General features: G+C 41.2%; 19 protein-coding genes and 1 pseudogene. 9 read left to right on the top strand and 11 right to left on the bottom strand.

The genetic code is table 11. From position 1 onward, the window contains the following. Positions 1-2: 2 nt before the first annotated feature. From tssR to DXD04_RS10130, 10 genes are read right to left on the bottom strand one after another with little or no spacing between them, the layout of a single operon-like run. Positions 3-2,351 carry a type VI secretion system protein TssR domain-containing protein gene (gene tssR / locus DXD04_RS10175; RefSeq protein ID WP_117673041.1) on the bottom strand — a complete coding sequence of 783 codons (2,349 nt, stop codon included), beginning with the start codon at positions 2,349-2,351 and terminating at the stop codon, positions 3-5. Then, complete coding sequence (locus tag DXD04_RS10170) at positions 2,348-3,289, bottom strand: PKD domain-containing protein (protein WP_065762683.1); 942 nt, start codon at positions 3,287-3,289, stop codon at positions 2,348-2,350. Before DXD04_RS10170 ends, tssR begins: the two co-directional genes overlap by 4 nt. 10 nt (positions 3,290-3,299) lie before the next feature. Next, entirely contained in the window at positions 3,300-3,746 is a 447-nt protein-coding gene (tssO, locus tag DXD04_RS10165) for a type VI secretion system TssO (RefSeq protein ID WP_004310143.1), read from the bottom strand. After that, on the bottom strand, positions 3,743-4,240 hold the full coding sequence (locus DXD04_RS10160) for a hypothetical protein (protein ID WP_005777317.1): 498 nt from the start codon (positions 4,238-4,240) through the stop codon (positions 3,743-3,745). Before DXD04_RS10160 ends, tssO begins: the two co-directional genes overlap by 4 nt. Positions 4,241-4,260: 20 nt before the next feature. Then, a complete protein-coding gene (locus DXD04_RS10155; RefSeq protein ID WP_004310145.1) occupies positions 4,261-5,409 on the bottom strand; it encodes a hypothetical protein in 1,149 nt (382 codons plus the stop codon). Between the two features lie 3 nt (positions 5,410-5,412). After that, on the bottom strand, positions 5,413-6,291 hold the full coding sequence (locus DXD04_RS10150) for a TssN family type VI secretion system protein (RefSeq protein ID WP_004322089.1): 879 nt from the start codon (positions 6,289-6,291) through the stop codon (positions 5,413-5,415). A 13-nt stretch (positions 6,292-6,304) separates the two neighbouring features. Beyond that, complete coding sequence (locus DXD04_RS10145) at positions 6,305-7,240, bottom strand: hypothetical protein (protein ID WP_005777320.1); 936 nt, start codon at positions 7,238-7,240, stop codon at positions 6,305-6,307. Continuing rightward, positions 7,225-9,663, bottom strand: coding sequence for an AAA family ATPase (locus DXD04_RS10140; RefSeq protein WP_011203024.1), 2,439 nt, complete (start codon positions 9,661-9,663; stop codon positions 7,225-7,227). Before DXD04_RS10140 ends, DXD04_RS10145 begins: the two co-directional genes overlap by 16 nt. Then, positions 9,660-11,435 carry a type VI secretion system baseplate subunit TssF gene (locus DXD04_RS10135; protein ID WP_004322083.1) on the bottom strand — a complete coding sequence of 592 codons (1,776 nt, stop codon included), beginning with the start codon at positions 11,433-11,435 and terminating at the stop codon, positions 9,660-9,662. Before DXD04_RS10135 ends, DXD04_RS10140 begins: the two co-directional genes overlap by 4 nt. Positions 11,436-11,442: 7 nt before the next feature. Then, a complete protein-coding gene (locus tag DXD04_RS10130) occupies positions 11,443-11,865 on the bottom strand; it encodes a GPW/gp25 family protein (protein ID WP_004310150.1) in 423 nt (140 codons plus the stop codon). A 167-nt stretch (positions 11,866-12,032) separates the two neighbouring features. Between DXD04_RS10130 and DXD04_RS10125 the strand changes: the two genes are divergently transcribed. The 8 genes and pseudogenes from DXD04_RS10125 (at position 12,033) to DXD04_RS10090 (ending at position 18,993) form a co-directional block, all read left to right on the top strand. Then, positions 12,033-12,500 (top strand): hypothetical protein, encoded by a 468-nt coding sequence (locus DXD04_RS10125; RefSeq protein ID WP_004310151.1) that lies wholly within the window; start codon positions 12,033-12,035, stop codon positions 12,498-12,500. Positions 12,501-12,512: 12 nt separating this feature from the next. After that, complete coding sequence (locus tag DXD04_RS10120) at positions 12,513-13,892, top strand: DUF5458 family protein (RefSeq protein ID WP_004310152.1); 1,380 nt, start codon at positions 12,513-12,515, stop codon at positions 13,890-13,892. 112 nt (positions 13,893-14,004) lie between these two features. Further along, positions 14,005-14,618, top strand: a pseudogene (locus DXD04_RS10115) (hypothetical protein). Positions 14,619-14,623: 5 nt separating this feature from the next. Beyond that, positions 14,624-15,196, top strand: a complete 573-nt coding sequence (locus DXD04_RS10110; protein ID WP_004310154.1) for a hypothetical protein — start codon at positions 14,624-14,626, stop codon at positions 15,194-15,196. A gap of 569 nt (positions 15,197-15,765) precedes the next feature. Continuing rightward, on the top strand, positions 15,766-16,542 hold the full coding sequence (locus DXD04_RS10105; protein WP_117673039.1) for a TetR/AcrR family transcriptional regulator: 777 nt from the start codon (positions 15,766-15,768) through the stop codon (positions 16,540-16,542). A 782-nt stretch (positions 16,543-17,324) separates the two neighbouring features. Next, positions 17,325-17,738, top strand: coding sequence for a single-stranded DNA-binding protein (locus tag DXD04_RS10100; RefSeq protein WP_004310157.1), 414 nt, complete (start codon positions 17,325-17,327; stop codon positions 17,736-17,738). Positions 17,739-17,976: 238 nt separating this feature from the next. Beyond that, complete coding sequence (locus tag DXD04_RS10095; protein WP_004310158.1) at positions 17,977-18,732, top strand: ParA family protein; 756 nt, start codon at positions 17,977-17,979, stop codon at positions 18,730-18,732. 6 nt (positions 18,733-18,738) lie between these two features. Next, positions 18,739-18,993, top strand: coding sequence for a hypothetical protein (locus DXD04_RS10090; RefSeq protein WP_004310159.1), 255 nt, complete (start codon positions 18,739-18,741; stop codon positions 18,991-18,993). Between the two features lie 70 nt (positions 18,994-19,063). On the opposite strand, the gene DXD04_RS10085 is transcribed toward DXD04_RS10090, so the two are convergent. Then, the gene (locus DXD04_RS10085; protein ID WP_005777343.1) at positions 19,064-20,383 is read right to left on the bottom strand and encodes an ATP-binding protein; all 1,320 of its coding nucleotides are present in this window, start codon (positions 20,381-20,383) and stop codon (positions 19,064-19,066) included. A 554-nt stretch (positions 20,384-20,937) separates the two neighbouring features. On the opposite strand from DXD04_RS10085, the gene DXD04_RS10075 reads away from it, so the two are divergent. Then, positions 20,938-22,677: a ParB/RepB/Spo0J family partition protein gene (locus tag DXD04_RS10075; protein ID WP_181977477.1), complete on the top strand. Its 1,740-nt coding sequence runs from the start codon at positions 20,938-20,940 to the stop codon at positions 22,675-22,677. Positions 22,678-23,163: the final 486 nt, after the last annotated feature.

Below are 23,163 nucleotides of genomic sequence, written 5' to 3'. Positions count from 1 at the left end.
ATTTACAGTATTAATTGTTTCGGAATAAAATAATATTTCTTGCCGGCGATGAATACAGGTCTGAAAAGGTTGCGTTGATACATGTCTTCCAGTCTCTTCATCTTTGAAATTAGGGCTGTATAGCCACTATTAAAGTCCGTCAGTTCAACCTTTCTTTTCTTTAGTTTCTTCACCTTTGTTGAATTTAAAAGGCTGTCATTGGCCATGACTCCCGTCTTACAATAGAAGATTTGAGCCAAATATGGATTTCTGGGCAATACTTTTCGATAGAAACTTCTGTTTATGCTTTTCTTTTGCCGGTTAAATTGCTTGCGAAGCACTCTTAGCTCCTTTTTCCCTATGTTATCTGAGAACTCCGGGAGCAGTCCCCTGTAGCTTTGCAGCAGTTCCATCACTTCCTTGTCATCGAGTAGATATCCATATTCGTACCCGTCCATTATACTGTCCGCTACGGAGGCCTTTATATAGTAGGTGTCATTCACGCTGTTTCTATCTATATCGTCAAGGCTCATACTGTCAGGATTTTCCGTATGATGGAATATATGCGTCAGTTCGGATGTGGGACGGCTTCTTAGGACACCTATATTTCGCTCATAATCTTTAAGTGAGTGCAACAGTAGGCTGTCCGTTTCGAAAGATTGCCATAATACGGAATCCAAGGCTGTTTCCAAAGCGTTGCTTTCCAGTCTGTTTCTACCTTTAGGGAATAAGATTCCTCCTACCGTAAGGCTGTTGTATGGAGCATCGTACAGGTATAAGTTGGCATCCGTAGCTTCTATGTTCTTGAACAGCTCCGTCTTTACCAGTCTGCTGTCTGCGATATAATTGGATATATGGTCTATGTATTTCGTAGAATGGCTGTCCAGAATGGATTTGGCCTGCAATAGGAAGTCCTGATAAGAAGTGCCTGATGCTCTGTCTATCTGGGCAAACAGAAGCCTTGCCGGTTGGGTTGCCAGCCACGAGAGTTGTTGCTCGTGCAAGGATAAAGTTTGTTTTGACCCTAAAATGACAAATACATTGTTGCTGAAACGGCTTTCGTCATCATAACGGGAGATTTGTTTGATAGCCCCGCCAAAACCGTAAAACGATGATTGTTCCTCTTGCTCGTTTTTCCGTTTGGAAGAAATGGATTGTTTGATATAGTCGAGCCAGGCTGAAAAGTCCTTGGTTGGGGCCAAATGTCTGTTTTCTCCGTTGGAGGATATGCAAGTTGCCGAGAAAGTGTAGTCATATCCGGGCTTCATTTTCAGCTTTAGGTTCTGTAGCACATTGATATATGGGGATAGATAAGGCAGGTCGGCATCATTGAACAGTACATGTATGTTCACGTTTTTGTTTTCCGCTTCCATCTTTCGGACATCGGAAACCATGATGTCTCCGCCTTTGATATTGATGATCTTATTCCAGTTCTTGTCCCAGACGGACAAAGGATAGTTCAGCCGGATATTCCCATTCGTTATAGGCCCTGCCGGGTTTCCATCCAGGTTGAACAACATCGTACCCTGAATATTCGCATTATGTAATGCCAACGTATCGGGATACATTAGGTTGACAGCACACAACAAAGAATCACGGTATCGTGAATAATCAATATGATACACCTCATTTTGGCCGACTTCTGCAAGAAGGTCAGCGGGAACCCACCCTAAAAAGCGTTTGGTACTGTCTGATAATGCGGGAACATTGGAAATCAATGCGGATTTGCCGCTCTTGTCCAACTTGTATAGGTAAACAACCTCTCCGCTGACAACTACCGCATCCGTTGTTGTTTTCAAAAACGGCTCTCCATATATTTTCAGGGTATCTCCATTGAAGAATTGATGGATATCGAACAGCTTGTTAATGCTGTTTATGCCTATACGGTACCTTATCGGCTGGTTGTTGCGGGGATTGATACGGGCATGGTCGTACATCAGTACATTTTCCGATGGTATCCATCCGGCATAATTGACTTTACGGGGTTCCTTAAAGTGTCTCTTGCTGTTATACAGGAAACCTATTATCGACTTGGGCTTGCCTGTAATGTCTGGGTCAGCCTGAACGAGCTTGTAGGTTCCGTTCTTTTCACCTACTATGTAATAGGGTGTGCCAATCCCGTGTGAAGACCGCTTACGTTGGAAATACGGGTCTTCATAACTTTGATTTCCGGTCCTGTCCGAATAGACAATTCTGTTTGTCTTGCTTTTCTTTGTTTTGACAGGAGCTTCTGTTAATTCCGGATAATTGAATATATCCCTATCCATTATTTGTATTCTGTCGCGGATGGACACTTGGGCAGATACGTTGCACGCAAGAGTAATCATCACGGCCACAGAAAACAGATTTCGTATGAGATTCAGTTGTTTCATTTTTCAATATAACTTTGTGTCACATGGATGGACTTGACGCAATTCAAATCGTCAATTTTCACATCATCAATACTCACACGCTTTTTCCTGTTGCTTTCAAGAAAATGCAGTCCTTGGCAATAGCCGTTGAAATCATTGTATTTTTCATCATTGATGACGACCACTACCTGGTCTGCATCAATGCAAAAATATTTGTTACGGATATAATTCGTATGTTCGTAATAGACCGACTTTTGTGAGACTTTGGCGTCAGCTATGGCTTGCAAGTGTTTTTTTATATCATTCTGTACCAGTACCAACGAATCCACCGTGACCAGTTCCTCTGCTTTTTCAAAGCGTGGGAGAATGGTTATACGGTGCTTCACCGGATATTTCGTCGTATTGGTTTGTAATGAGATGGTGTATTCTCCCGGAATATCATACGAATACACGACTTGCTGCTCGTATGCGTCCACAGTACCGCTTTCTCCAAATTCCCATAGCCATGTGTCCATACCATAGCCTTCTGCCGAAAAGACCAGCTCTTCACCTTGATAACCCTCTGACACTCCATTTATACGGGGTATGGAATCAATGGCCTCATGCTCCAGCCCTGAGATAACTTTGATATACTTGTTTACGGAGTGTTTTCCGTCTATTTTCAAAGTAATAAGATATTTGCCGGCCTTACGGTAAGTGTATGACACATCCGTATTTCTCATCAGTGTATCACCGTTTCCCATTTCCCATATGAGCCGTTTGCCTTTAATCGCTGCCGTATCGTTGACTAATAGCTCCAACCGCTCATTGACCTCATAATGAAAATTATCATTGGTGTCATACACATAAAAGTCAATATTGGCAAGGTGCGACTTCGAAGGCAGGAACAAAAACAAAAGGATACCTGCTATGGCAACCAGTCCCAATATGATGATTGTTATAGTTTTCTTATTATCCATCGCGAATGTTTTATAAATTGGCTTTACATTCTTCCAAATCCCGTTCAATCAGTGCATTGTTATGTACCAGACTGTTCAATTCCTCTTTTATGTCGAATTGGCATTTAAGCATTCTGGAGGACAACACGCCGAAAAGGAATTTCGTATTCATATTGTTTTCCTTGTATATATGCTGCAATTGGTAAATCCCATCCTTCACCTCGTCCATCTTTTGTACTTGATGAATGTTGAAGTCCAGAGAGTCAATCTCATTCCAGATGTTCTGCGCTTGCTGCATATGTGTATGCTGGATTTCAAAAATGCGTTCGGAATGGTTGATTTCGTTTATCAACTCCGAACTGTCCTCTGTCGGTACGTTGAGTATATACCGGCAAAGTATGATATAAATTGCGGCTACTGAGAAAATCAGCAGCAGGAGGAAACGGATGTTTCCCCATAGCATTTCGTCTTTTGTCATGGCTTCGTCAGTTTATTCTTGGTTAATTCCTGATATTTGATTCTACACTTTTCAAGTTGCTCCATGTTGCTTTCACGCTTTTTGCTTTCGCGGTCAAGGTCATCCATTGATGATTGGATGACACGGATCTGTTCAAGCATAGCTTTATACACTTCGTACTTGCTTTTATCGGCCTGCATTGCAATGTCATTTTCCATTAATAACCGTTTTTTGGTTATCAATTTTTGCATGTGCTTGTGTTCACTCGAATTTCGCCGCTTGGTCTTCAGATTGTTCAAGTCCCGGAACAATTCTTCTATCTGGAAGTTAAGTTCTGCCTGTTTCTTGAACACATTGTCATATTCGGCCTTCTTGCTTTCAAGAAGGGATATTCCCTTTTGTGCAGTCACAATCGTTACGATACCTCCGGTTGTGGTAACAATCAGTGCGATAGCGAATACCAAAGTAAATCGGAGTTTCGCTTTCAAACGAGCTATTTTGTTTTCTGCTTCCATACTTGCTATGATTTAATCGCTCAACCTATAAACGACCATGATCGTTTCTTTTGAGCCTCTATTGTTTCGTGACTTTCGTCTCCTACTATAATATTCTCACGAACCATTCCGATGTATTCCAGTTCACTCATTTTGTGGAACATATTGCTGAGCAGTGTCACAAATGCCCCTGCCGTCTGCAATGACTGGTTTATATTGGTATGGTCATACATAAGCTTGGTTAGGCTCTCTATCTTCGTGATAAATTCAGAGGGTGTGACATTGGTCCACTCATAGAAATATTGGAGCAATTGTTCTCTTTCCGTTTCGGAAAGACTTTGAAGAGCGGAGTTCAGACCGTTTGCAAGCTCATTCACGGCCTGCACAAGATATATCGGCGGTTGCTCTAAGGCGATTTGTTCGATAAAGAAGATTCTTGAGTTGTAAAAGGCCGAGAAAGCCTTACACAGCTCAAATGTATTATTGGCAAGCGTATCTCTACGCTTGTCAGCAACATTCCTGCTGTAAATGAGTTTCACGTCTTCTTTTATCGACTGTAGGGTACGTGCCAATTGGGAAATGAATGTTTTAATCCCATCGTGGCAAGCGGAATGTTGTACCGGTGGAATATATTGATGATTGATTTTATAGGTATTCCCTTGTCTGCATACCTCTGCCACCAGCAAAAAATTCTGGCTGTAGAAAGATTTGTTGACTTGGTTTTTGGGAACGATATGGAGTTTTATGCTCGGCAAGACATACGGGTGATGCAAAGGCACCTCTTCCGGGTCCGGTTCACCGACAGGTATCAAGTGATACGGATCTACGGATATTAGTACCATATACTCGCTGTCCTCGGCTTGCAGACCGGATTCTGAAATGGTTGCACAGGGTTTCTCATCCCCGTATAAACCGTCGTAATAAACGATGGGCAGACCGCCTTTGGTGATAGCGTTGCAGCTTTTCAGGCGGACACAGAGAGTGGACATGGTATCACCTGAAATCTCTATTTCAAGATTGTCACCTATCCCTTCAAGGACCTCTCCAAGACCATAGTTATAACTGGTCAGACTCCTTCCTGCTTCGCGGTTGAGAGCTTCCGTTTGGCAATACTGGTTTGCAAAGAAATGCTGGCTGGTCAGCTTCAGACCATTGACCCAGTTTACAGGCAAATATGTTAGTGTTTTCATATATTATGATGTTTTTGTTTCTACTTGTACACGTCGGATATATATCGTTTGATTATTCTTAATCTTATTGCCCTCACTCGTCAGAGTGGGGTCAAGTATTCTTATGAACAACGGGAAGTTAAACCATTTTGAGGTATAGAACATCCATCCGATTTGCATATCTTCCTTCTCTGTTTCAATCTTGTTTTGGGGGAAACGCCTGTTTTGGTCTTCGATAACCCAATTGAACCAATTCCCAAGAGATATTTCATTGGGCAGGCGGACAACCAACGAAGCGTATGTCGGGTCTTTTATATTCCGTTTGATCTTAACTTTGACCGTTCGGAAGCCGAAGTTGTCTATGTTGTCCCAATATTTCCGGTCAAAGGTACCATAGCTCAATTCCCATGGGGTATATATCGGGTGCGGGATGTCCAGGAACAGGGTTCTGCTGTACATAATCAGATATGGGATTGCAAACCACAGGATATTTGTTGTGTTCCATAGCGAATAAGGTAGCTTGCTTATCAGTTCAAACAGCAGATAGTAGCACCATCCGCCTAAAGCGCATATTGTGGTTAGAGTGAGAATGACCGCTGTTCGGGAACTGCCAATACCGATTGCTCCGAACAAATCGGAGGTTGACAGTTTGCAGAACAATGCTCCAAGGAGGATATAGGACAATATCGTGAATGTCAAGCCTCCCCAGACGTATTCGTTTTTTAGGAAACCGAACAGGCTGGGTAAAGCGACGGCAATGGAAGCCAGAAGAATGAATATGATTAATTTCTTCAGGCTAAGTTTGCTCTTGATCGTTTTTATTCCAGTCAAGACAAATATCATCACGGCTACAAATAATGGAGCCAATAAATAACGTGCAAAGAAATATAGCAATATCTTCATATTATTAGATTTTTCATAAGTTCATATTATATCCTAATCGGTTTTCTCCGAGTATAAAATCCGTTTCTCCACGTACCAGATAATCAACTTCGATATTTCTTGTTGAAAGGATGAAAAATTCAAGTATCCGGCGGACATTGGATAGATGCGTTTTTACCTCCTCATAGTCATCTGTCGGAGTATCAAGGATGATTGTCGCCGTCAAATCATCGGTTTCGCTTATCATTAGACCATTAAGGCCTAATGTCTGTCCGACACATCCGGAACCGACGGAAAGGTAAACCGTTTCATCAATCTCATGGACTTCCAGTCGCAGTTTCACCTTCAATCCCAAAACGATAAGAAGCAGTTGCTCGATAGCAGGCAGGTTCTCTTTATACCGTTCTGCATTGCAGAGGAATAGGAACAGCTTATATTTCTGATGGGAAGTAATGGATAGTTCGACATTTTCCATAACTTCAATCATCTTGATGAAGTTCTTCTTGGAGTCCGGGTCTGAAAAGAAATTCAGATGGCGGTTATTGATACGGACCTTTTCTTTGAAAAACTCTGTATCAAAGGGTGCAAAGAATTGTATAAGCTCTTTATCCTGTTTTTCATTGGCTCGGATGGCTTCAACTATCTCCTTGTTGCTCATGCCCGGTGTGCTAAGCACCAATGGATGAAATAGTAATTCCGGCAATTGATGATAGATGCTGTTTCTTGCCAGATTCAGCAATATATATTCTTTGTCGGCATTTGTCGCCGCGATATGCTGTACCGAAACACTTAATACATCTCTGGATTTCACACGACTGTTCATACCATGGCAATTAACCATAGTATGGTCCAACAGCCGCCGGTCAAGAATAAATTGAAGTTCATCATAAAAGATTTCTGCGACAAAATTTATTGCCTGACTTCGTTGGATGCTTTCCAAGGGTTTCTTTTGCGCTAACATTGTTCCCATATCAGTTCACCGTTTCGATAGTTTATGACGATGTTGTCACCCGACTTGATTTGCTCAGAGACAATCAGACGAGATACGGACTTCTTGATATAAGTTCTTATGACTCCTGCTATCGGACGTGCGCCGTATTTGGGAGAATACCCTTTGTTTGCCAGATGTTGCAATGCTTCATCCGACAAATTCAACTGGATGTTTTTCTGTTTCATCAGTTGTTCTTGCAATCTTCCAAAATGGAGGTTGAATATCTGTTTGGCGACATTTTCATCTATTGGCGCAAACGGAACCACCTCGGTGAGACGTCCCAAAAATTCAGGTCGGAAATACTGTGCCATAACCTCGATGAGCTTTCCGGAATCAGGAGTATGTCCGGATTGTATTTGTTCCACAATCCACTGGCTTCCGATATTGGATGTGAAAATGATTATGGAATTTGAAAAATCTCCTTCCCGGCCCAGTTTATCATGTATTTTGCCTTCATCCATCATTTGCAGGAAAACATCATAAACGCTGCTATGGGCTTTCTCAATCTCATCGAATAACACTACCGAATAAGGTTTCTGTCTGATTTGAGTGACCAGTAAACCACCTTCCTCATATCCTACATATCCCGGAGGTGCACCATACAGCAATGCAGCCGAATGTTCTTCCTTGAACTCGGACATGTCAAATCTGATCATGGCTGATTCGTCATCAAACAGTAACTCGGCCAGTGATTTTGTGAGTTCTGTTTTTCCCGTTCCGGTAGGGCCAAGGAAGAAGAATGAACCTATAGGCTTCTTGGGGTCACTCAGTCCGCTGCGTGATTCTATAATGGCATCTGATAAAGTCGTAATAGCCCGGTTCTGTCCTTTGACCCGTTCTTGCAATTTGCTCTCGATGCTCAAAAGTCGGTCCTTCTCGCGGGCTTGTATTTTTCCGATAGGTATATTGGTGCACTCCGCTACAATCGCCTCTATTTCCGAAGAGCGTATCTCTTCAATAGACTGGTCGGATAGTGCCTTTAATTCTTTGATGATGCCCGACAAACGTCCTGCTTTTATCGCGATGTCATCTTCTTTATCCCATACATAGTTGTCTGACAGTTTGGTGGTCAATACGACACTGATTTTGCTGAATACAGAACGGTATAGTAAGTAAAGCGGCCCTTCAGATATTTTTTCGTCGAGACTCTTTATTTCCTCAAAATCCGCTTCCAAATCAGAAACACTGGCTCGTGCATTCTTATTGCATAGCCGGACGGCAGCAGCGGTTCTGTCAAGCAGGTCGATGGCGGCAGATGGCAGGCTGCGTTCCTTAAAATATCGTTTGGAGAGTGCGATTGAATCTTTAATACACGCATCTGAAATTCTCAGCTCGTAATAGTTTTCAATCCTTTTTTTATGTAATTGTATGGCACTTTCAAGTGTAGCCGTATCCAGTTCTTCAATCTTTATGATATCAAGACGCCCTTCTATCGGATGCTTTTCGATGTTCTTCCGGTAAGAATCGTTCGTGAGTGTGAGAACAAGATTTGCGGCTCCCTCGCTGATTTGTGCACTTAATATGTTGATGAGTGTGGATGCTTTGCCTGATACGCTGTTCTCCAAAAGGACCTGTAAATCATCAATCACCAGCACAGCTTGTTCCAATTGGTTGAGCTTGTGCATCAGATTGACAACTTTTTGTGCTATCTCCGTTTCAGACGAGGTTGATGCGAGCAGTTTTGCCGTATTGAGTCCGACAATAGATATTTGCTTTAACATCTCGTCTTCATTCTCACAGATATCTTTGACAAAGGCGTTGATGATGGAACTCTTCCCGATACCGGATTCACCGACAATCAGTATGCCCTTGTTCTCTGAGCGTTCGAGGCATTCTAAAATAGTACGGACCTCTTTTTCCCTACCGACGACAAAGCCACCGGCATTGATGGTTTCTTGCTTTTTTAGGTTGTCGGCATAAGGAACGCTTGCTGTTATCTGCATTTCCTCTCCTTGATAAGAATGCAACGGGGTAAGGGCATTGTAGTGGGACAATATGTCATCTTCCGAAACATCCAGTATCTCTATCTGCTGATGCGAATATACGACACCTTCACGCAATATGGCGGTAAACACACAGATGGAGTCTATGGAATCCGCTCCTAATTTAATTTTAGACCGTTCGGACTCATCCAAGACTTTTGACACTTCTTCGTCAGGCTCCACTTCTTCTGTGGAAGTGCCACTGGACCTATACATTTCGCGGTGGGTGTCAAACCATTCCATTATGTAGCCGACATCCTTCTGCATCGAGGATAAAATTTCTTTTAGACCCGTGTTTTCTGCAAACATGGCCATGACAAGATGTGACACGCCGAACGTGTTATGCTTGTCTTGAAGTGCCATTCCTCTTGCTATCTTAAGGGCAGACACCAAACTTGGACTATAATTGCTATCATTCATACGAATTTGATTTTATAGTTTGAATTACATACAGAGCGTTCAGTCAAATCTTTTTCAAGATAATGGGCCAATTCTTCCAGATTGGGAATTTCATCTTTATCAAATTGTCCAAGTTTTATCTTGACCTCTGTCACTCTGATTAATCCTTTTTTGCTGTCAGGAGATATAGCTACGCCATTACCGACTTCGACTGATTCAACATGTTTTCCCAGCTTGTGAAACAAGTAGCTTTTGATGTCTTCTTTAGATATAATCCGTTCCCGGGACAACAGACCATACCTTAAACTATTAATAAGTTCCTGTTCGCTATCATGCGTTGTTCCTCCTTGCATACAAGTGCGCAACATGATGCCTGAAGCGTCATATTTTTCTATGTTGAATTGCTGTATCAGTGTGCGTTCATTGAAACCGTTCGCCAGAGATCCGGAAGTCACCCAATATTTTATCTCGGCATTGGTCGCATCCTTTTGTGGGACACTTAAAACAAAGGCCTTTATTTTGTTATCTCCTTTTAGCGTGGCCTCCAATCCTTTCTCTATATCATTTATCTTGTTGAACAACTCTTTGAGCTGCGTCGAAAGTGCATCCGGATTCATTGAAGCAAAAGCACTCCCGTCTTCTTTCATTAATTGTAACACTTTTGAAATTAATGAGCGGGCACTGTCCGAATCAAATCGTTCAAGGTCGCCAAAATACAGGCTGAATATACCTGTCGGATTTTCCTCATACTGGTTCAGTCGGTTTACATATTCCCGGCCTTTGTTGTCTTGAAACGAGCGTATGTTCAAGAATTGTGTACGGCCCGGACATTTCAGGGGTATAATTCGTCCGGTGGAACGGAAATTATGCTGTTTGTAAACGATTTGTCTGTTTACAACCGGAAATGTGTTCAAATATACTTCCAGATTTTCAAGACTTTCTTTCGTGAATATTTCAGGAAAGACTATCTTGACCCAAAAGAGATTCTCAGAGTCATCCGGGACCTCGCAGTCGGCCACATAACCGGGAAACATTTCTCGGTAGGTATGTTTCTCTTTGGAAGCATCTTTTATACCCACATTAAAATATAGGTCACTATAAAAATCGCGGATTTCATCAAAGTAGTGCGCATTACTATATGGATCTTCAACATGAAGGCCTGTTTTTGCATTCAATCGGTTTCCTGTGCAGTCATAGAAGAAAGCCATATTCATAAACGGAAGCAACCCCATATCGGAAGGCTTGATACAAAACATTACAGAGTCCATTTTTTGCAGGACTTCTTTAGACACATCCAGCCCGACCCAGACGCAATAATCCGCTATCCGGTTTTTAGGGCCAAGGAAGCGTGTTGGAGTGCTAAAGCTATCGGTTGAATGCCTTATACTATCGTTGTATGCGATTGCTTTGACTTTTGCATCAACCAGTTTATAGGAAAACAAAGGGGTTATAAAGACTTGAATATCCCCTTTGCCAAATATGTTTTTCTCTGCATAAAAATGATCTTCGGCATCAAGTTCGCAACATTCCCCATGATTGGGGGTAATAGTCATAAGCGCATGGGCCGGCTTTGGCAGCGACCATTTGTTTCCTATGAGTATTCTGGACAGGCGGTGAAGTATCCGTGAATCGGACTGATCTATTTCTTGATGCAGCTTGTTGGACTCATGGGCAAAAACTTCAAGCAGCAAATCTATCACGGGGTCCATATCGCGTATATCGGATACACCCCAAAACTCCATAGCCTGCTTTAATATTCGTTCCTTTATTGCGATTTGTTTCTTGTCTGACATAGTTCGATTATTGTGATAAAGGGCTTATATATAATGAGGTGTTAAAACTGAATTTCTCGTTGGTTCTATCCATTATTCCGGTCACCGTTATTTGTGCCTTTCTTCGGATATGAGATACTTTATCTATATTTTCTTCTTCTATTTCCAAAAGGGTGACGTTCACATCTACATTCCGTAGTCTCTTTTCATATTTCTCTATCGTTTTTATTAAGGAGTTTTTTACTCCTTCCTCCCAATCGCTGATTTTCACAAGTTGGTTGAACTCAAGGTCCCATATCATGGAACCAAAGTCTTCTCGGCCGATAACTTCCCCATGGTGAGAAAGAATCAGTAGCATGATGTGTTGGGCTATCGATTCCTGATAGGAACACCTTTGCAATTTCTTGGCAACAGCCGATTGCAATTGTAATGGCATTTTCAGGTAAGTCATACTATTCTTTTATTTTATTCTATTTCGCAAATATACTCTTTTCCTTGTTAGATGCCAATAAAATGCTCCTAAAAATTTGACGGTTTCAGAAATAATTCATATATTGCGCACGGTCACAAAACCAAAAGAGAGCTATAAAAAAAGTATGATATTAAAAAGTAAATTCTATGGCAATCTACAATTATGGAATTGGAGGCAACGAAGTAAAAGTCGATGCGAACGAATCCATCGCGGAAATCCCCTCCAACCGAACTTTGATAGTTCAAAAACTGACAGATGAAGCTCCTGCGGCTCCGGAAAGCGTGTATGGTTTGGAAACCATTGAAGATGTGTTCCAACGTTTTGAACCAACAGTTGACTTATGCCACGTGGATGCGGAAGGTAATGAAATCAAGGAAATCATGACATTCACCGGACTTGGAGACTTCGGAGCCAAGAAGATTAAAGAGAAGAGTGATTTCTTGAGTAAACTTGACATTGAGAAAGAGCAGGGTGTCAGAATAACTCGCCAGCTTACTTCCAACCGCGCTTTACAGAAAGCACTTGAAAATCCGGAAGTCAAAAATGCCATTATGGACGTGATTGAATCATCAATCGAGGAGATTCTGGCAAATCAAAAGAAAGTAGAACTTTAATCTTTTACTAAGATGAAGCAGGAAACTCAACAACAGACAGCCAGTACGACAACCTCACAGAAAGTCGTATCACAACAGGCGCAAAAGTCATCTGCATCGGCAATAGACAAACTCAAAGAATTTGGTGGCTTCGCTTTTCTTGAAAATATCATAGATGGGTATTCCAATCTTAATCCGGCACGAAAGGCCCGTCGCAACATCTTCCTCACGGATGAACAGTGGGAAAATGAACGTAAGGCCTTGGTTAATCGCTTAAGCGTATGGCTCAAACTCTTACGTGAGAATGACACTGCCGAACAAATGCGGGACAAGGCCAAAGAAACCGCAGAAAACGCCGAGAACCTTCTTAATCATAACTTGAAGAATGCTCTTGCCAGGACACGGGAACTTGAAAGCGCATATCGCACTATTGCGTTCTTTTACAAGAACACGGAAAGTGATAAGGTGAAGAATGTCACCATTGTCAATGCGACCATGGAGCAGCTTCAGGATTTGGACAATACCATTTTCGCTGACCACATTAGCAACGAACTCAAACAGAATTTTGACCGTCTTGACCTGCGTCGCAACTACTCCTTGCTTGTCGTTCCTGGATATATAGGCTCAAATGCCATTTTGGATAAGTGGTCTAAAATGGCATACGAGAACAAGGTTTTTCTTGTTACAGACTTCCAAGACCTTGAAACTCCGGACGATGTAGTAGATATATTCTTCAATGCCAATCATACGAGTGGAGATGTGTTCAAATCGAATACTATTATGACCTGTAACTGGTTGCTTGGTCGTCAAAGAGAGGAAAGCGTTGGAGAAGAAGAAAATCTTTATATTCCGCCATCTTCTTCACTTGCTGGAAAAATATACAACACCTTAATGTCTCAGGTAGTAGCCGGAAAGAAATTTGGTGGACTTAATGAAGTAGAAAGTGTACGCTTCGACCTTCGCAAGAGCGAGATTTCAGAGCTTGAACGTATGGGGCTTGTGCCGATGGTGAACGAGTACAGCAAGGTTATGGCTTTCTCCGCCAAGACATTATTTAATGGAGATAATCTTGGCTTGCAGACCTACTCCGTAGTTCGTGTATTCGACTATATAACGAAGGTACTGATTGACTTCCTGAACCGTCGGGCATTTGAAAATTGGACTACTCGCACGGAAGCAGATTTACGTGGTCAGGTTGTGAAATTCCTCGATAGTGTAATGGGACCGAACAAACTCATCGAACGCTTCAAGGTTATGAAGATTGAACAAGACCCGAATCAGAAAGACCGTGTGCTTCTTGACATCCACATCACACCGTATTTCCCGGCAAAAAGCTTCGTGATACAGCTTGCCGGTCATAAAGGCGATAATCCGGAAGATGCTATTTGGGAAAGCGAATATCATCAAGAATAGTATTGAATAATTTTAAATTTACAGATGGGCATAGTTATGCCCATCTGTAAATCATTTATCAGGGTCATGTGTTGCTGAAATTATATGTCTTATTATTGAAATCTTTACTTATATGAAACTCCGAGATGTGGATATTATTATTTCTGGTACAAAAACTGGGGATACCTATTATGCAAAATCTTATCCATGCAGTGATATGGATAAGAATAGCAAAATAGAGCTCTATGGAGTCCCTGTATATTATGTCTATATCAAAGGTACTGATGATAAAGGTCAAAGTGTAAAATATACATGGAAAGCATTACGCTTCATGCCGTATTATAACCCACCAAATTTTAGTTCTTATAAAACAATTGGATGGGTTAATAGTGGCTTGCATAAGCTCAATAGGCAGCCTGCACCAGAATATAAAAAAGCCTATGAGGTACATAATACATATTCTCAACATAATGGTGCAATAGTTCTAAAAGGAACTTTTACATTCACGCTGGTCCTGAAGATCTTACTCATATTGGATGGGGAGCAGCAGGGTGCGTTGAAATAATAGGAAGTTTTAGTGAGTTTAAAGATCAAGTAAAAGAATTATCGGGGTCAACTCAAGTTGATGCGGATAGTGCAATTTCTGAATTAGTTTTTTATAAAAAACTTTATATAGAAATTGAATATGCTACTCCACCCAATATTAAAGCGAATTTTTATAAAGAAGTTAGTATAAAAAGGAGATAAGATTTATGTGTAACATAAAATATATACTATGTACTATATTTTGTATGTGTGCATATCTTCATGCTGCTGCAATCTGTAGCGATAGTATATCTGATAAGTTTTCATATAAGGTACTTGAAAATTTCAATTATTGTTGGGATAATAATATTGTCTATGAGGATACTAATTCCAAAGATACTGCTTTATTTGTCTCGTCTCATAAATACATAATCTCTCCTATTTTAAACGCTTTTTGTAATAATGTGAACGAACAGACAGAGTTGGCTAAGATCGGATATTGTTGTAAGCATTATCTCATTAAAGTCCCAAATAAATCAAAGAAAAATATACAATATTACTCTATAGAAATCAATATTCTATCTAATATAAAGAGTCATGCCCCCATAACCTCAAAAATAGAAGAATTAAAAAAACAGGACTATGCGATTATTGATATTATATCAGAGGCTCCTGTTATGTGTCTTGTTTTTGTGGAAGCTGATTATTTAGTAGCCGTAACTTATAATATGTTCTATGATTTTGATGATGTATTATCCTTTTCGAAATTCTTTGTAAAAGAACACTTCTCAACAAAATAATAAGATGTCATTACACAGTGAATATAAAACGTAATACATCCTCTTTCAAAGAAAAAATAGAGTTTCATTTTTCGATATATAATGCTTCTTCATTCTTATAATTCTCACATGAATAATCCAACATGAAGTTTTCTTTATATGAAATCATTAGGGTCTCATTTAAATTGACTTCTCTTATCGCAACCGGAAACTATCAGGGATTTAATGTAGATGTGCAGCAAGTTTTCTTCGTGTAGTGAGTGTTCTTTTTTCAAATTGGAGATTTTCCTATAATATAGCAATAAATAAGTAAATTAATACGTCTATTATTGAAATGCAAATTTATTGGTAAACGTAGTTTTTATATTCTGTCTATTGTTTGTAAAGCATAAAAATGTATATTTGCAACAGACCCAATTGCTCTATATCAAAACAAATGAAAAGAGAATGGAATAGCTGTATAAATACTTACAGCCTACCTTGGGATATTATCGTCAATTCAGAAAAGAAGAAGTTTATCGAAAGCTAAAATAAAAATATTTCCTTTTACTGATTTTTGCAGATTTATTTTTATAACATACTATATAATAGTGAAACAGAAAGAAAAGAAAGCTCGAAATAGGAGGACAAATGAACAAATAGACAAGGAGGTAATATCCGAACTTGAAAAGCTTGTAGCTGAATATGGTTTTGGTAATGTCAATTTGAGTGCATTGATGAAAGCTGCAAACATAGAAGCTAATGTGTTTTATAGAAGATACGGCTCAATGGAAAACCTTTACGACAGGCTTGCCAAGCAGTATGATTTCTGGATCAATGATACTATTGACGTTTCCAGCCTGAACATATTGGGACCTAAAAAGTTTTTTGCGGAAACATTCAAGACCCTTTATAGGAACTTGTCTGATAACACTGTAATGCAAAAGTTGTTACTTTATGAAATGTCGGTTATTAATGAAACGACAAAGCGAACAGCAGAAACACGGGATATTATGAATCTAAATTTGATTGCGTTTTATGACAATCTGTTTAAACCGGCGAAAATCAATATTAAAGCTATTATGGCGAATCTGATTGGAGGAATTTATTATCTGATACTTCATAGGAGGTGTGCGAAAACCTGTACAATAGATTTTAGTACTCAAGAAGGGGAAAAGGTCTTTTTCGAATGGATAGATTATCTAACAGATACCATTTTTGACAAACTGGAAGCGTATGAAAGGAATAGAAAAGCAGCTCAAGAAATGTTATCAGACGGCATAAGTGAGTTTAAAATATGTAAATACATGGGCATCAATAAAAATGACTTAAAAATGTTACTTTCAAATAGCCATAGAAATTCACGAGAACTTTCAAAGGAAAGCTAAAAATTTTATTTATAGTACATATCATATTGATAAGTAGAATACCATAAAATATTCGCAAAGCTCCATTGCTGCGTAAATCCCTATCCGGATACTTTGTATTAATAGCGGTCATTATCTGTATGGCCGTCGTGTGTATCCATGAACATATAAGTGATTATGGACTTAATAGTCTAATCAGGTCATTGGAGCAAGGGGTATTTGACGTTAGCTATTGTCGGTTACTTTTATAATTTTTTTCTATATCCCTTTGTATAAGGACTGATAGCCTGCTACAAGAAAAATCTGACACGCTTTGTGTAGCGCGTTACATAAAGTGCGTCAAGTTATTTTTCAAAGGGTACACGAACAGACTTGAAATTGCGGAATGATATAACTATATCACTATTCACAGTTTCAAGGTAGTCTTTGGATCTTAGTCCTGCATGTCCGTTCTCCTGTTTTATTATTCCCTGCTTTAGCGTTTTCTATTCCTTTTTTATATACTTCTATTTATCGCTTTTCTGCTGCCGTGCAACCTGCCGTGGATTGAATTTTTCCGCAAAGGTAATCGCCAGTCCCAGTCATGTCAATGCCGGCATTCAGCCGCAAGTGAAGCGCAAAAATCTTCCTCTCCGCTGGTGAGCGTATTTTTCCTCTTCAGCCTTGCCAGATTGTTCCTGCCGCCTTTGGATGCAGAAAAAATCATCCCGGAGGTCGCAAACAGGCCAAACAGAGGGAAATAAAGAATATTTATAAACTAAGGTAACGGTAGGATTAACCACCTGCCACAAAAAGAATTTATTATGTTATACGTTCACACAATTGGTCGCATTGGCAAGGATTGCCAGGTTATTACTGGAGCACACGGTTCATTCATTGCATTTGATATTGCGGTAGATGACTATTCACATGGAAACAGCATCACTACTTGGGTAAGGGTACGGAGTAAGAAAGAGAACCATATTCGACTATCCGAATATCTTACCAAAGGACGGTTACTGCTCATTGAAGGGACACTTTCGGCTTCACTGTGGAAGGATAAGGATGAAAACTGTCAGATTCAACTATCCATTACGGCAGACGCATTGGAGTTCATCAATACCGGAAAGCGTGAGGGTACAACTTCAGAAGCAGAGAGTCCGACGGATGCCGCAAGCAATGCACCTGTACCACCGGTAGCTATGCCGCAAGAGGACAAGGAAGACTTGCCGTTCTGATGATGTGCATATAGTATTGAACAACAACAAATACTAAATGTAGTATTTACTAATTATAGTAAAGTAGGAAGTTAGTAAGTTAGCTATTACTGAAAGTAGTACTTACTACATTTAGTTTATTAGTATTTTAGTATAGTAGTAAATACTAAAATACTTTTTTTAGTAAAATAGTATATACTAATTATAGTATTTACTAAGAATAGTATTATCTTTGTATCGCATATAAAGACATCAAATTATGACAAAAATTATAGCTGTTTTGAATCATAAGGGTGGGGTTGGCAAGACAACTACCACCATCAATCTTGCCGCTGCTTTGCGACAGAAGAAAAAGCGTGTACTGGCTATCGACATGGACGGGCAGGCAAATCTTACAGAATCGTGTGGTCTCTCCATTGAGGAAGAACAAACGGTGTATGGGGCAATGAGAGGTGAATATCCCTTACCGGTTATCGAACTGGAGAACGGACTTGCTGTTGTGCCGTCCTGTCTCGACCTGTCGGCGGCAGAATCCGAACTGATAAACGAGCCGGGACGTGAGTTGATACTGAAAGGCCTGATTGCGAAATTACTTGACAGTCGGAAGTTTGACTACATCCTGATTGACTGTCCACCTTCACTGGGCTTGCTGACACTCAATGCCCTTACCACAGCGGACTTTCTGATTATTCCGGTGCAGGCACAATTCCTCGCCATGCGCGGAATGGCGAAGATTACAAGCGTAATTGAGATTGTCAAGGAACGCCTGAATCCGAACCTGAGTATTGGTGGCATTGTTATTACCCAGTTTGACAAGCGCAAGACACTCAACAAGAGCGTAGCTGAAATTATCAATGACTCTTTCTGTGACAAAGTGTTTAAAACGATTGTACGGGACAATGTGGCACTGGCCGAAGCTCCTATAAAGGGAAAGAACGTCTTTGAGTACAATAAGAACTGCAATGGAGCCAAAGATTATATGGCTTTGGCACAAGAGGTTTTGAAATTAAAATAAGACAATATGGGCAAGAGTGATTTATTGAAAGACAGTATGAAAAGCGGACTGGACGGATTGCTGTCATCCACGAAGAAATCTCCGCAAAAGAAGGAAGCCACACCGCTTAAAACTGAAAAAGAGCCTGCGGTACATTGCAATTTCGTTATCGACAAGAGTGTTCATACGCGTATGAAATTCCTTGCTATTGAGAAGAATATGTCATTGAGAGACATTGTAAATGAGGCGATGAAGGAGTATTTGGAAAAAAACGGTAAGTGAGGATATGTTCCTCGCTTCCCGTTCTTTTAAATCTGTGACTTCTGTTAGTACGTTATGCCGATATGTATTGCTACATATCAGTCATTGACAACCCTTTGTATGACAGGGAATAACCTTTGAACTCTCCCGTTGCACGCATGAAAGCGGCTGCTTTCGCTTCCAGTTTTTCCATGTCGATATTTTCGGCCTTGCGTTTGACTTCGAAAAATGTCGCCGTATCGTCCAGTTCGTTTTCAGCTACTATGTCTATTTCGTTCTCACCCTTGCGGTCCCACCAGCCTCCGATACGCGTATAGACTTGCCGTTCTATCAGTACACGCTTAAAGTAACGTTCAAGCATCAGACCGCTGAAAGTTTCATAATCCCGACCTATAATCATCTTCACACTTCCATAGTTCTCTATCTCCAGCATATAGCTGTACTTGTAGATGAAGCGGAACCAGAACGTGAAAAAATTATCCTCGATGACATACCGGACATTCTTGGCGGAACTCTTCTCGAACAGCGGTTGCTTCTTCGATATGATTTCGTATTCTTTCTCCAGCTTGGTAAGATAACCGCCGATTTCCTTGCCTACCACGTTTTCAATTTCCGAACGGGATGTTTTTCCTCGTGCAATGGCCGATAGTATGGAGAAATAGATTCCGTAATCCTTGCCGAACTCTTCGATAAGAATCGCTTTACCCTCGCCCAAAAATATGGAGTCGGCCTTTATAATCTGGTCGAGCATAGTCGTTTTGGTTGTTGCTCCTGCATCCACGAGTAGTTGTACATACTTCGCCACACCGCCCGTGAAAGCGTACAAGGCCAGCAGATCTTCCGCCGTGTAGCCGGGATTGTATTCCGAAAGAATATCTTTCAGAACAGTTGGGGTAAACGGACGCACAGTCATAAAGCGCGACTGCCGGTTATACAACGGCTCTTTCTTATCTTTGAATATCTTTGTCATCATGGAATAAATCGAACCACAGACAATCAGGTTAATACGGGACTTCGGGCTGTATAGATCCCAGATGCGCTGCATATCGCTGAACACCGATTTGTTCACACGGAAAAACTCCTGGAACTCGTCGATAAAGAGTGTGATGGGACGTTCTGCCGAAAGTTTCATCAGGTACTCGAACACATCGGTGAAGTGTTCGGCCCGCCCCATGGTTGGGACTCCCAACTTGTTCTCTATTTCAAGCCGGTAATCCTCACACAAATCGCCTTCGGCTTTCCGGGCAACAAAGAAATAGAGAATCGGTTCGTCCTCGTATGCCTTCCACACGAGTGATGTCTTACCGATACGGCGACGTCCCGTTACCACTGTAAACTGAGCATTGTTTTTGGCCATTTCGCGAATCTTGCGAAGAGAGGCTATTTCTTCTGTCCTGTCAAAAAATCTCATATCCTTATCCTTTTTTATTGCCATTTCCGAAACGGCTGTTTCCGAAACAGCTGTTTCGTTACTGCAAAAATACTGCAAATTTCTGGTAAAACAGGCAATTGATACAGATTTATTTAGCGAAATGGCTCAAAGGATTTTTATCTGGTAAGTTCCATTCCTGTTTTACACCGTCTGGTCTTACGTCCTTCCGCTTGTCCCGTTGTATCGTTAATCATCCCTTTATAGTTCCATCCGTTTTACCATCCGCCTTTCAGCGTATTCTTCCTTTTCTATATTCTTTTAATGCCACTCATCCGGTCCATTCCTGCCATCACCGGTTGGTTTTCCAGACGCAAAGGTGGACTGCCGCGCTTGATTCCGTCGCTTTGAAGTGCATTTCCTATAAAATTCTTCCTTTCTGCGAAAGAGTAATTTTCCGGAAAAAGCGTCGGAAATCGCTTATTCGTCAGTCCTTGTAAAGCATCTGTAAATCCCAAGCGGTTCAGGCAGAAAAGAGAACCGAACAAAGGGAAAATAAAAAATTAAATATTAAAACCAATTAAATTTTTATGATTATGGAAGCAACAGCAATTCAATCAGTAGAGAAAAACATCACAATGGTAGCATTGGCAAACGTGCAGCCGAACAATTACAACCCACGTAAGAATTTTGACGAAGCGAGCCTTGCAGAACTTTCCGAGAGTATTCGTCAGCAGGGTGTGTTACAGCCTATTGGAGTACGCCCAATAGAAGACAACCGCTTTGAGATTGTTTTTGGAGAACGCCGATATCGTGCCTCCCTCATGGCAGGATTGGAAGACATTCCGGCTGTCGTTATGGAAATTTCAGACGAAGTTGCCGAAGAAATGGCGGTAACTGAAAACCTCCAGCGCAAGGATGTTACCCCGATAGAGGAAGCAAATGCCTACCAAAAGCTCATTGATAGTGGTCGCCACGATGTGCAGTCTTTGGCGGTGCAGTTCGGTAAAAACGAAAGCTATATCCGCACACGCCTTAAATTCGTTTCCTTAATGCCCGAAATCGCACAGCTTTTGGAACAGGACGAAATCACAATCAGCGTAGCGAGCGAAATTTGCCGTTATGGGGAAGATATTCAGAAAGAGGTGTACAACAAGCATCTTAAAGAGGGGGTGCAGTACAATAGTTGGCGAGGAATGAAAGCCTCTGATGTTGCACGGAACATCGAACGGCAATATACCACCGACTTGGAGCGATACGCATTTGACAAGACCCTCTGTCTGTCGTGTCCTCACAATACAAATAATATGATGTTATTTTGCGAGGGTGGTTGCGGAAATTGCGCCAATCGTACTTGCCTTGCTGAAATGAATGCAGCATATCTCACGGAGAAAGCCGTGCGCCTTATGGAAGAACGCCCTGAGGTATCCCTCTGCTATGAAAGTTTCAACAGCAATGAAGCCGTAGTAGAACGTCTTACCGCCATGGGTTACGAAGTGGAAAGCCTTAACTATTATGCAAAGGCATATCCCGAACAGCCTGAAGCACCCCGAAAAGATGAGTACGACACCACCGAAGAATACGAACAGGCACAGAGCGAGTTCGAACAGGATTTGAACGATTACACGGAAGAATGCGAAGAAATCCGTACCCGAAGTGAAGCAGGTGAAATCATCCTTTATTTCCGTATTGAGAGCAAGGACATCGTACTCTGTTATGTTCCGAAAGTTACCTGTACTACCAATGACACAAAACAGGAGCAGACGCTTTCACCGGTAGAGAAGTTGGAAAAGCAAGACAAACGCAACAAGGAAATTGCCCTTGAAAAGACTGTAGAGGACACAAAAAAACAGATTTTGGAGGTTGATATGTCCGATTGCAAGTTTGGGCAAGACGAGGACAAGATGATTTATTTCTTCTTGCTATCATCCCTCCGCAAAGAGCATTTCGAAGCGGTAGGTATCGAGGAAAAAAAGCCTTATTCCTACCTTACAGATGAAGAAAAGATAAACATCATTGCCAACCTCACGAGCAAGCAGAAAGCGATTATTCGCAGGGATTTTCTAATTGCTAATTTCAAGAACGCATACGGCAACAATGCCATTGCATCCCTCTTGCTTGACTTCGCACAAAAACATATGCCCGACCTGTTGGCAGACATCAAGAACGGACATAATGAAGTGTATGAGAAGCGTCACCAACGTATCGAAGAGAAAAAAGCCGTTCTTTTGGTGCAGGAACAAGCAAAGCAGGAAGCGGAGCAATCTGACAAACAGCAATCCGAAGTAGGGATGCAGACCGAAGAACAGCCACAAGAGGAAGATATTGCAGCTTAACCATAATCAGTAACCAACGAATAGAGGGTGGAGTAATCTGTCCTCTATTCGTTCCTAATTTGTAATTAGATTAAGGTGAAGATGTTCACGGACAACTGCTCCAAACCGTTGTCGGGCGGCGCGTCTGCCGGGCAAACCCGCCATCCGCGCGATTATGCCTTTTCTATCCCATTTATAGCTACCTCCCGATACCCCGCCGCCACCCGTCTTCATTTATACCTATCAGTTTCCTCCTTTTTATCTTTTCCATCTTATTCCTTCTCCGGTTCCTTCCTGTCCTCGCCGGTTGGTTTTCCAGACGCGAAGGTGGACTGCCGCGCTTGATTCCATCGCTTTGAAGTGCATTTTTATAAAATTCTTCCTTTCTGTGAAAGAGTAATTTTCCAAAAAAAGCGTTGGAAGTAGCTTGTTCGTCAGTCCTGTAAAGCATCTGTAAATCCCAAGCGGTTCAGACAGAATATAGAACCGAACAGAGGGAAGAAAAAT

This window comes from Phocaeicola plebeius (assembly GCF_003437535.1).
Taxonomy (GTDB): domain Bacteria; phylum Bacteroidota; class Bacteroidia; order Bacteroidales; family Bacteroidaceae; genus Phocaeicola; species Phocaeicola plebeius_A.
This window is presented reverse-complemented; position numbering and strand designations above follow the sequence as displayed.

Coding starts and splice junctions, on each gene's coding strand:
- tssR (WP_117673041.1), bottom strand. CDS start 2,351: ATGAAACAACTGAATCTCATACGAAATCTGTTTTCTGTGGCCGTGATG.
- DXD04_RS10170 (WP_065762683.1), bottom strand. CDS start 3,289: ATGGATAATAAGAAAACTATAACAATCATCATATTGGGACTGGTTGCC.
- tssO (WP_004310143.1), bottom strand. CDS start 3,746: ATGACAAAAGACGAAATGCTATGGGGAAACATCCGTTTCCTCCTGCTG.
- DXD04_RS10160 (WP_005777317.1), bottom strand. CDS start 4,240: ATGGAAGCAGAAAACAAAATAGCTCGTTTGAAAGCGAAACTCCGATTT.
- DXD04_RS10155 (WP_004310145.1), bottom strand. CDS start 5,409: ATGAAAACACTAACATATTTGCCTGTAAACTGGGTCAATGGTCTGAAG.
- DXD04_RS10150 (WP_004322089.1), bottom strand. CDS start 6,291: ATGAAGATATTGCTATATTTCTTTGCACGTTATTTATTGGCTCCATTA.
- DXD04_RS10145 (WP_005777320.1), bottom strand. CDS start 7,240: ATGGGAACAATGTTAGCGCAAAAGAAACCCTTGGAAAGCATCCAACGA.
- DXD04_RS10140 (WP_011203024.1), bottom strand. CDS start 9,663: ATGAATGATAGCAATTATAGTCCAAGTTTGGTGTCTGCCCTTAAGATA.
- DXD04_RS10135 (WP_004322083.1), bottom strand. CDS start 11,435: ATGTCAGACAAGAAACAAATCGCAATAAAGGAACGAATATTAAAGCAG.
- DXD04_RS10130 (WP_004310150.1), bottom strand. CDS start 11,865: ATGACTTACCTGAAAATGCCATTACAATTGCAATCGGCTGTTGCCAAG.
- DXD04_RS10125 (WP_004310151.1), top strand. CDS start 12,033: ATGGCAATCTACAATTATGGAATTGGAGGCAACGAAGTAAAAGTCGAT.
- DXD04_RS10120 (WP_004310152.1), top strand. CDS start 12,513: ATGAAGCAGGAAACTCAACAACAGACAGCCAGTACGACAACCTCACAG.
- DXD04_RS10110 (WP_004310154.1), top strand. CDS start 14,624: ATGTGTAACATAAAATATATACTATGTACTATATTTTGTATGTGTGCA.
- DXD04_RS10100 (WP_004310157.1), top strand. CDS start 17,325: ATGTTATACGTTCACACAATTGGTCGCATTGGCAAGGATTGCCAGGTT.
- DXD04_RS10095 (WP_004310158.1), top strand. CDS start 17,977: ATGACAAAAATTATAGCTGTTTTGAATCATAAGGGTGGGGTTGGCAAG.
- DXD04_RS10090 (WP_004310159.1), top strand. CDS start 18,739: ATGGGCAAGAGTGATTTATTGAAAGACAGTATGAAAAGCGGACTGGAC.
- DXD04_RS10085 (WP_005777343.1), bottom strand. CDS start 20,383: ATGAGATTTTTTGACAGGACAGAAGAAATAGCCTCTCTTCGCAAGATT.
- DXD04_RS10075 (WP_181977477.1), top strand. CDS start 20,938: ATGGAAGCAACAGCAATTCAATCAGTAGAGAAAAACATCACAATGGTA.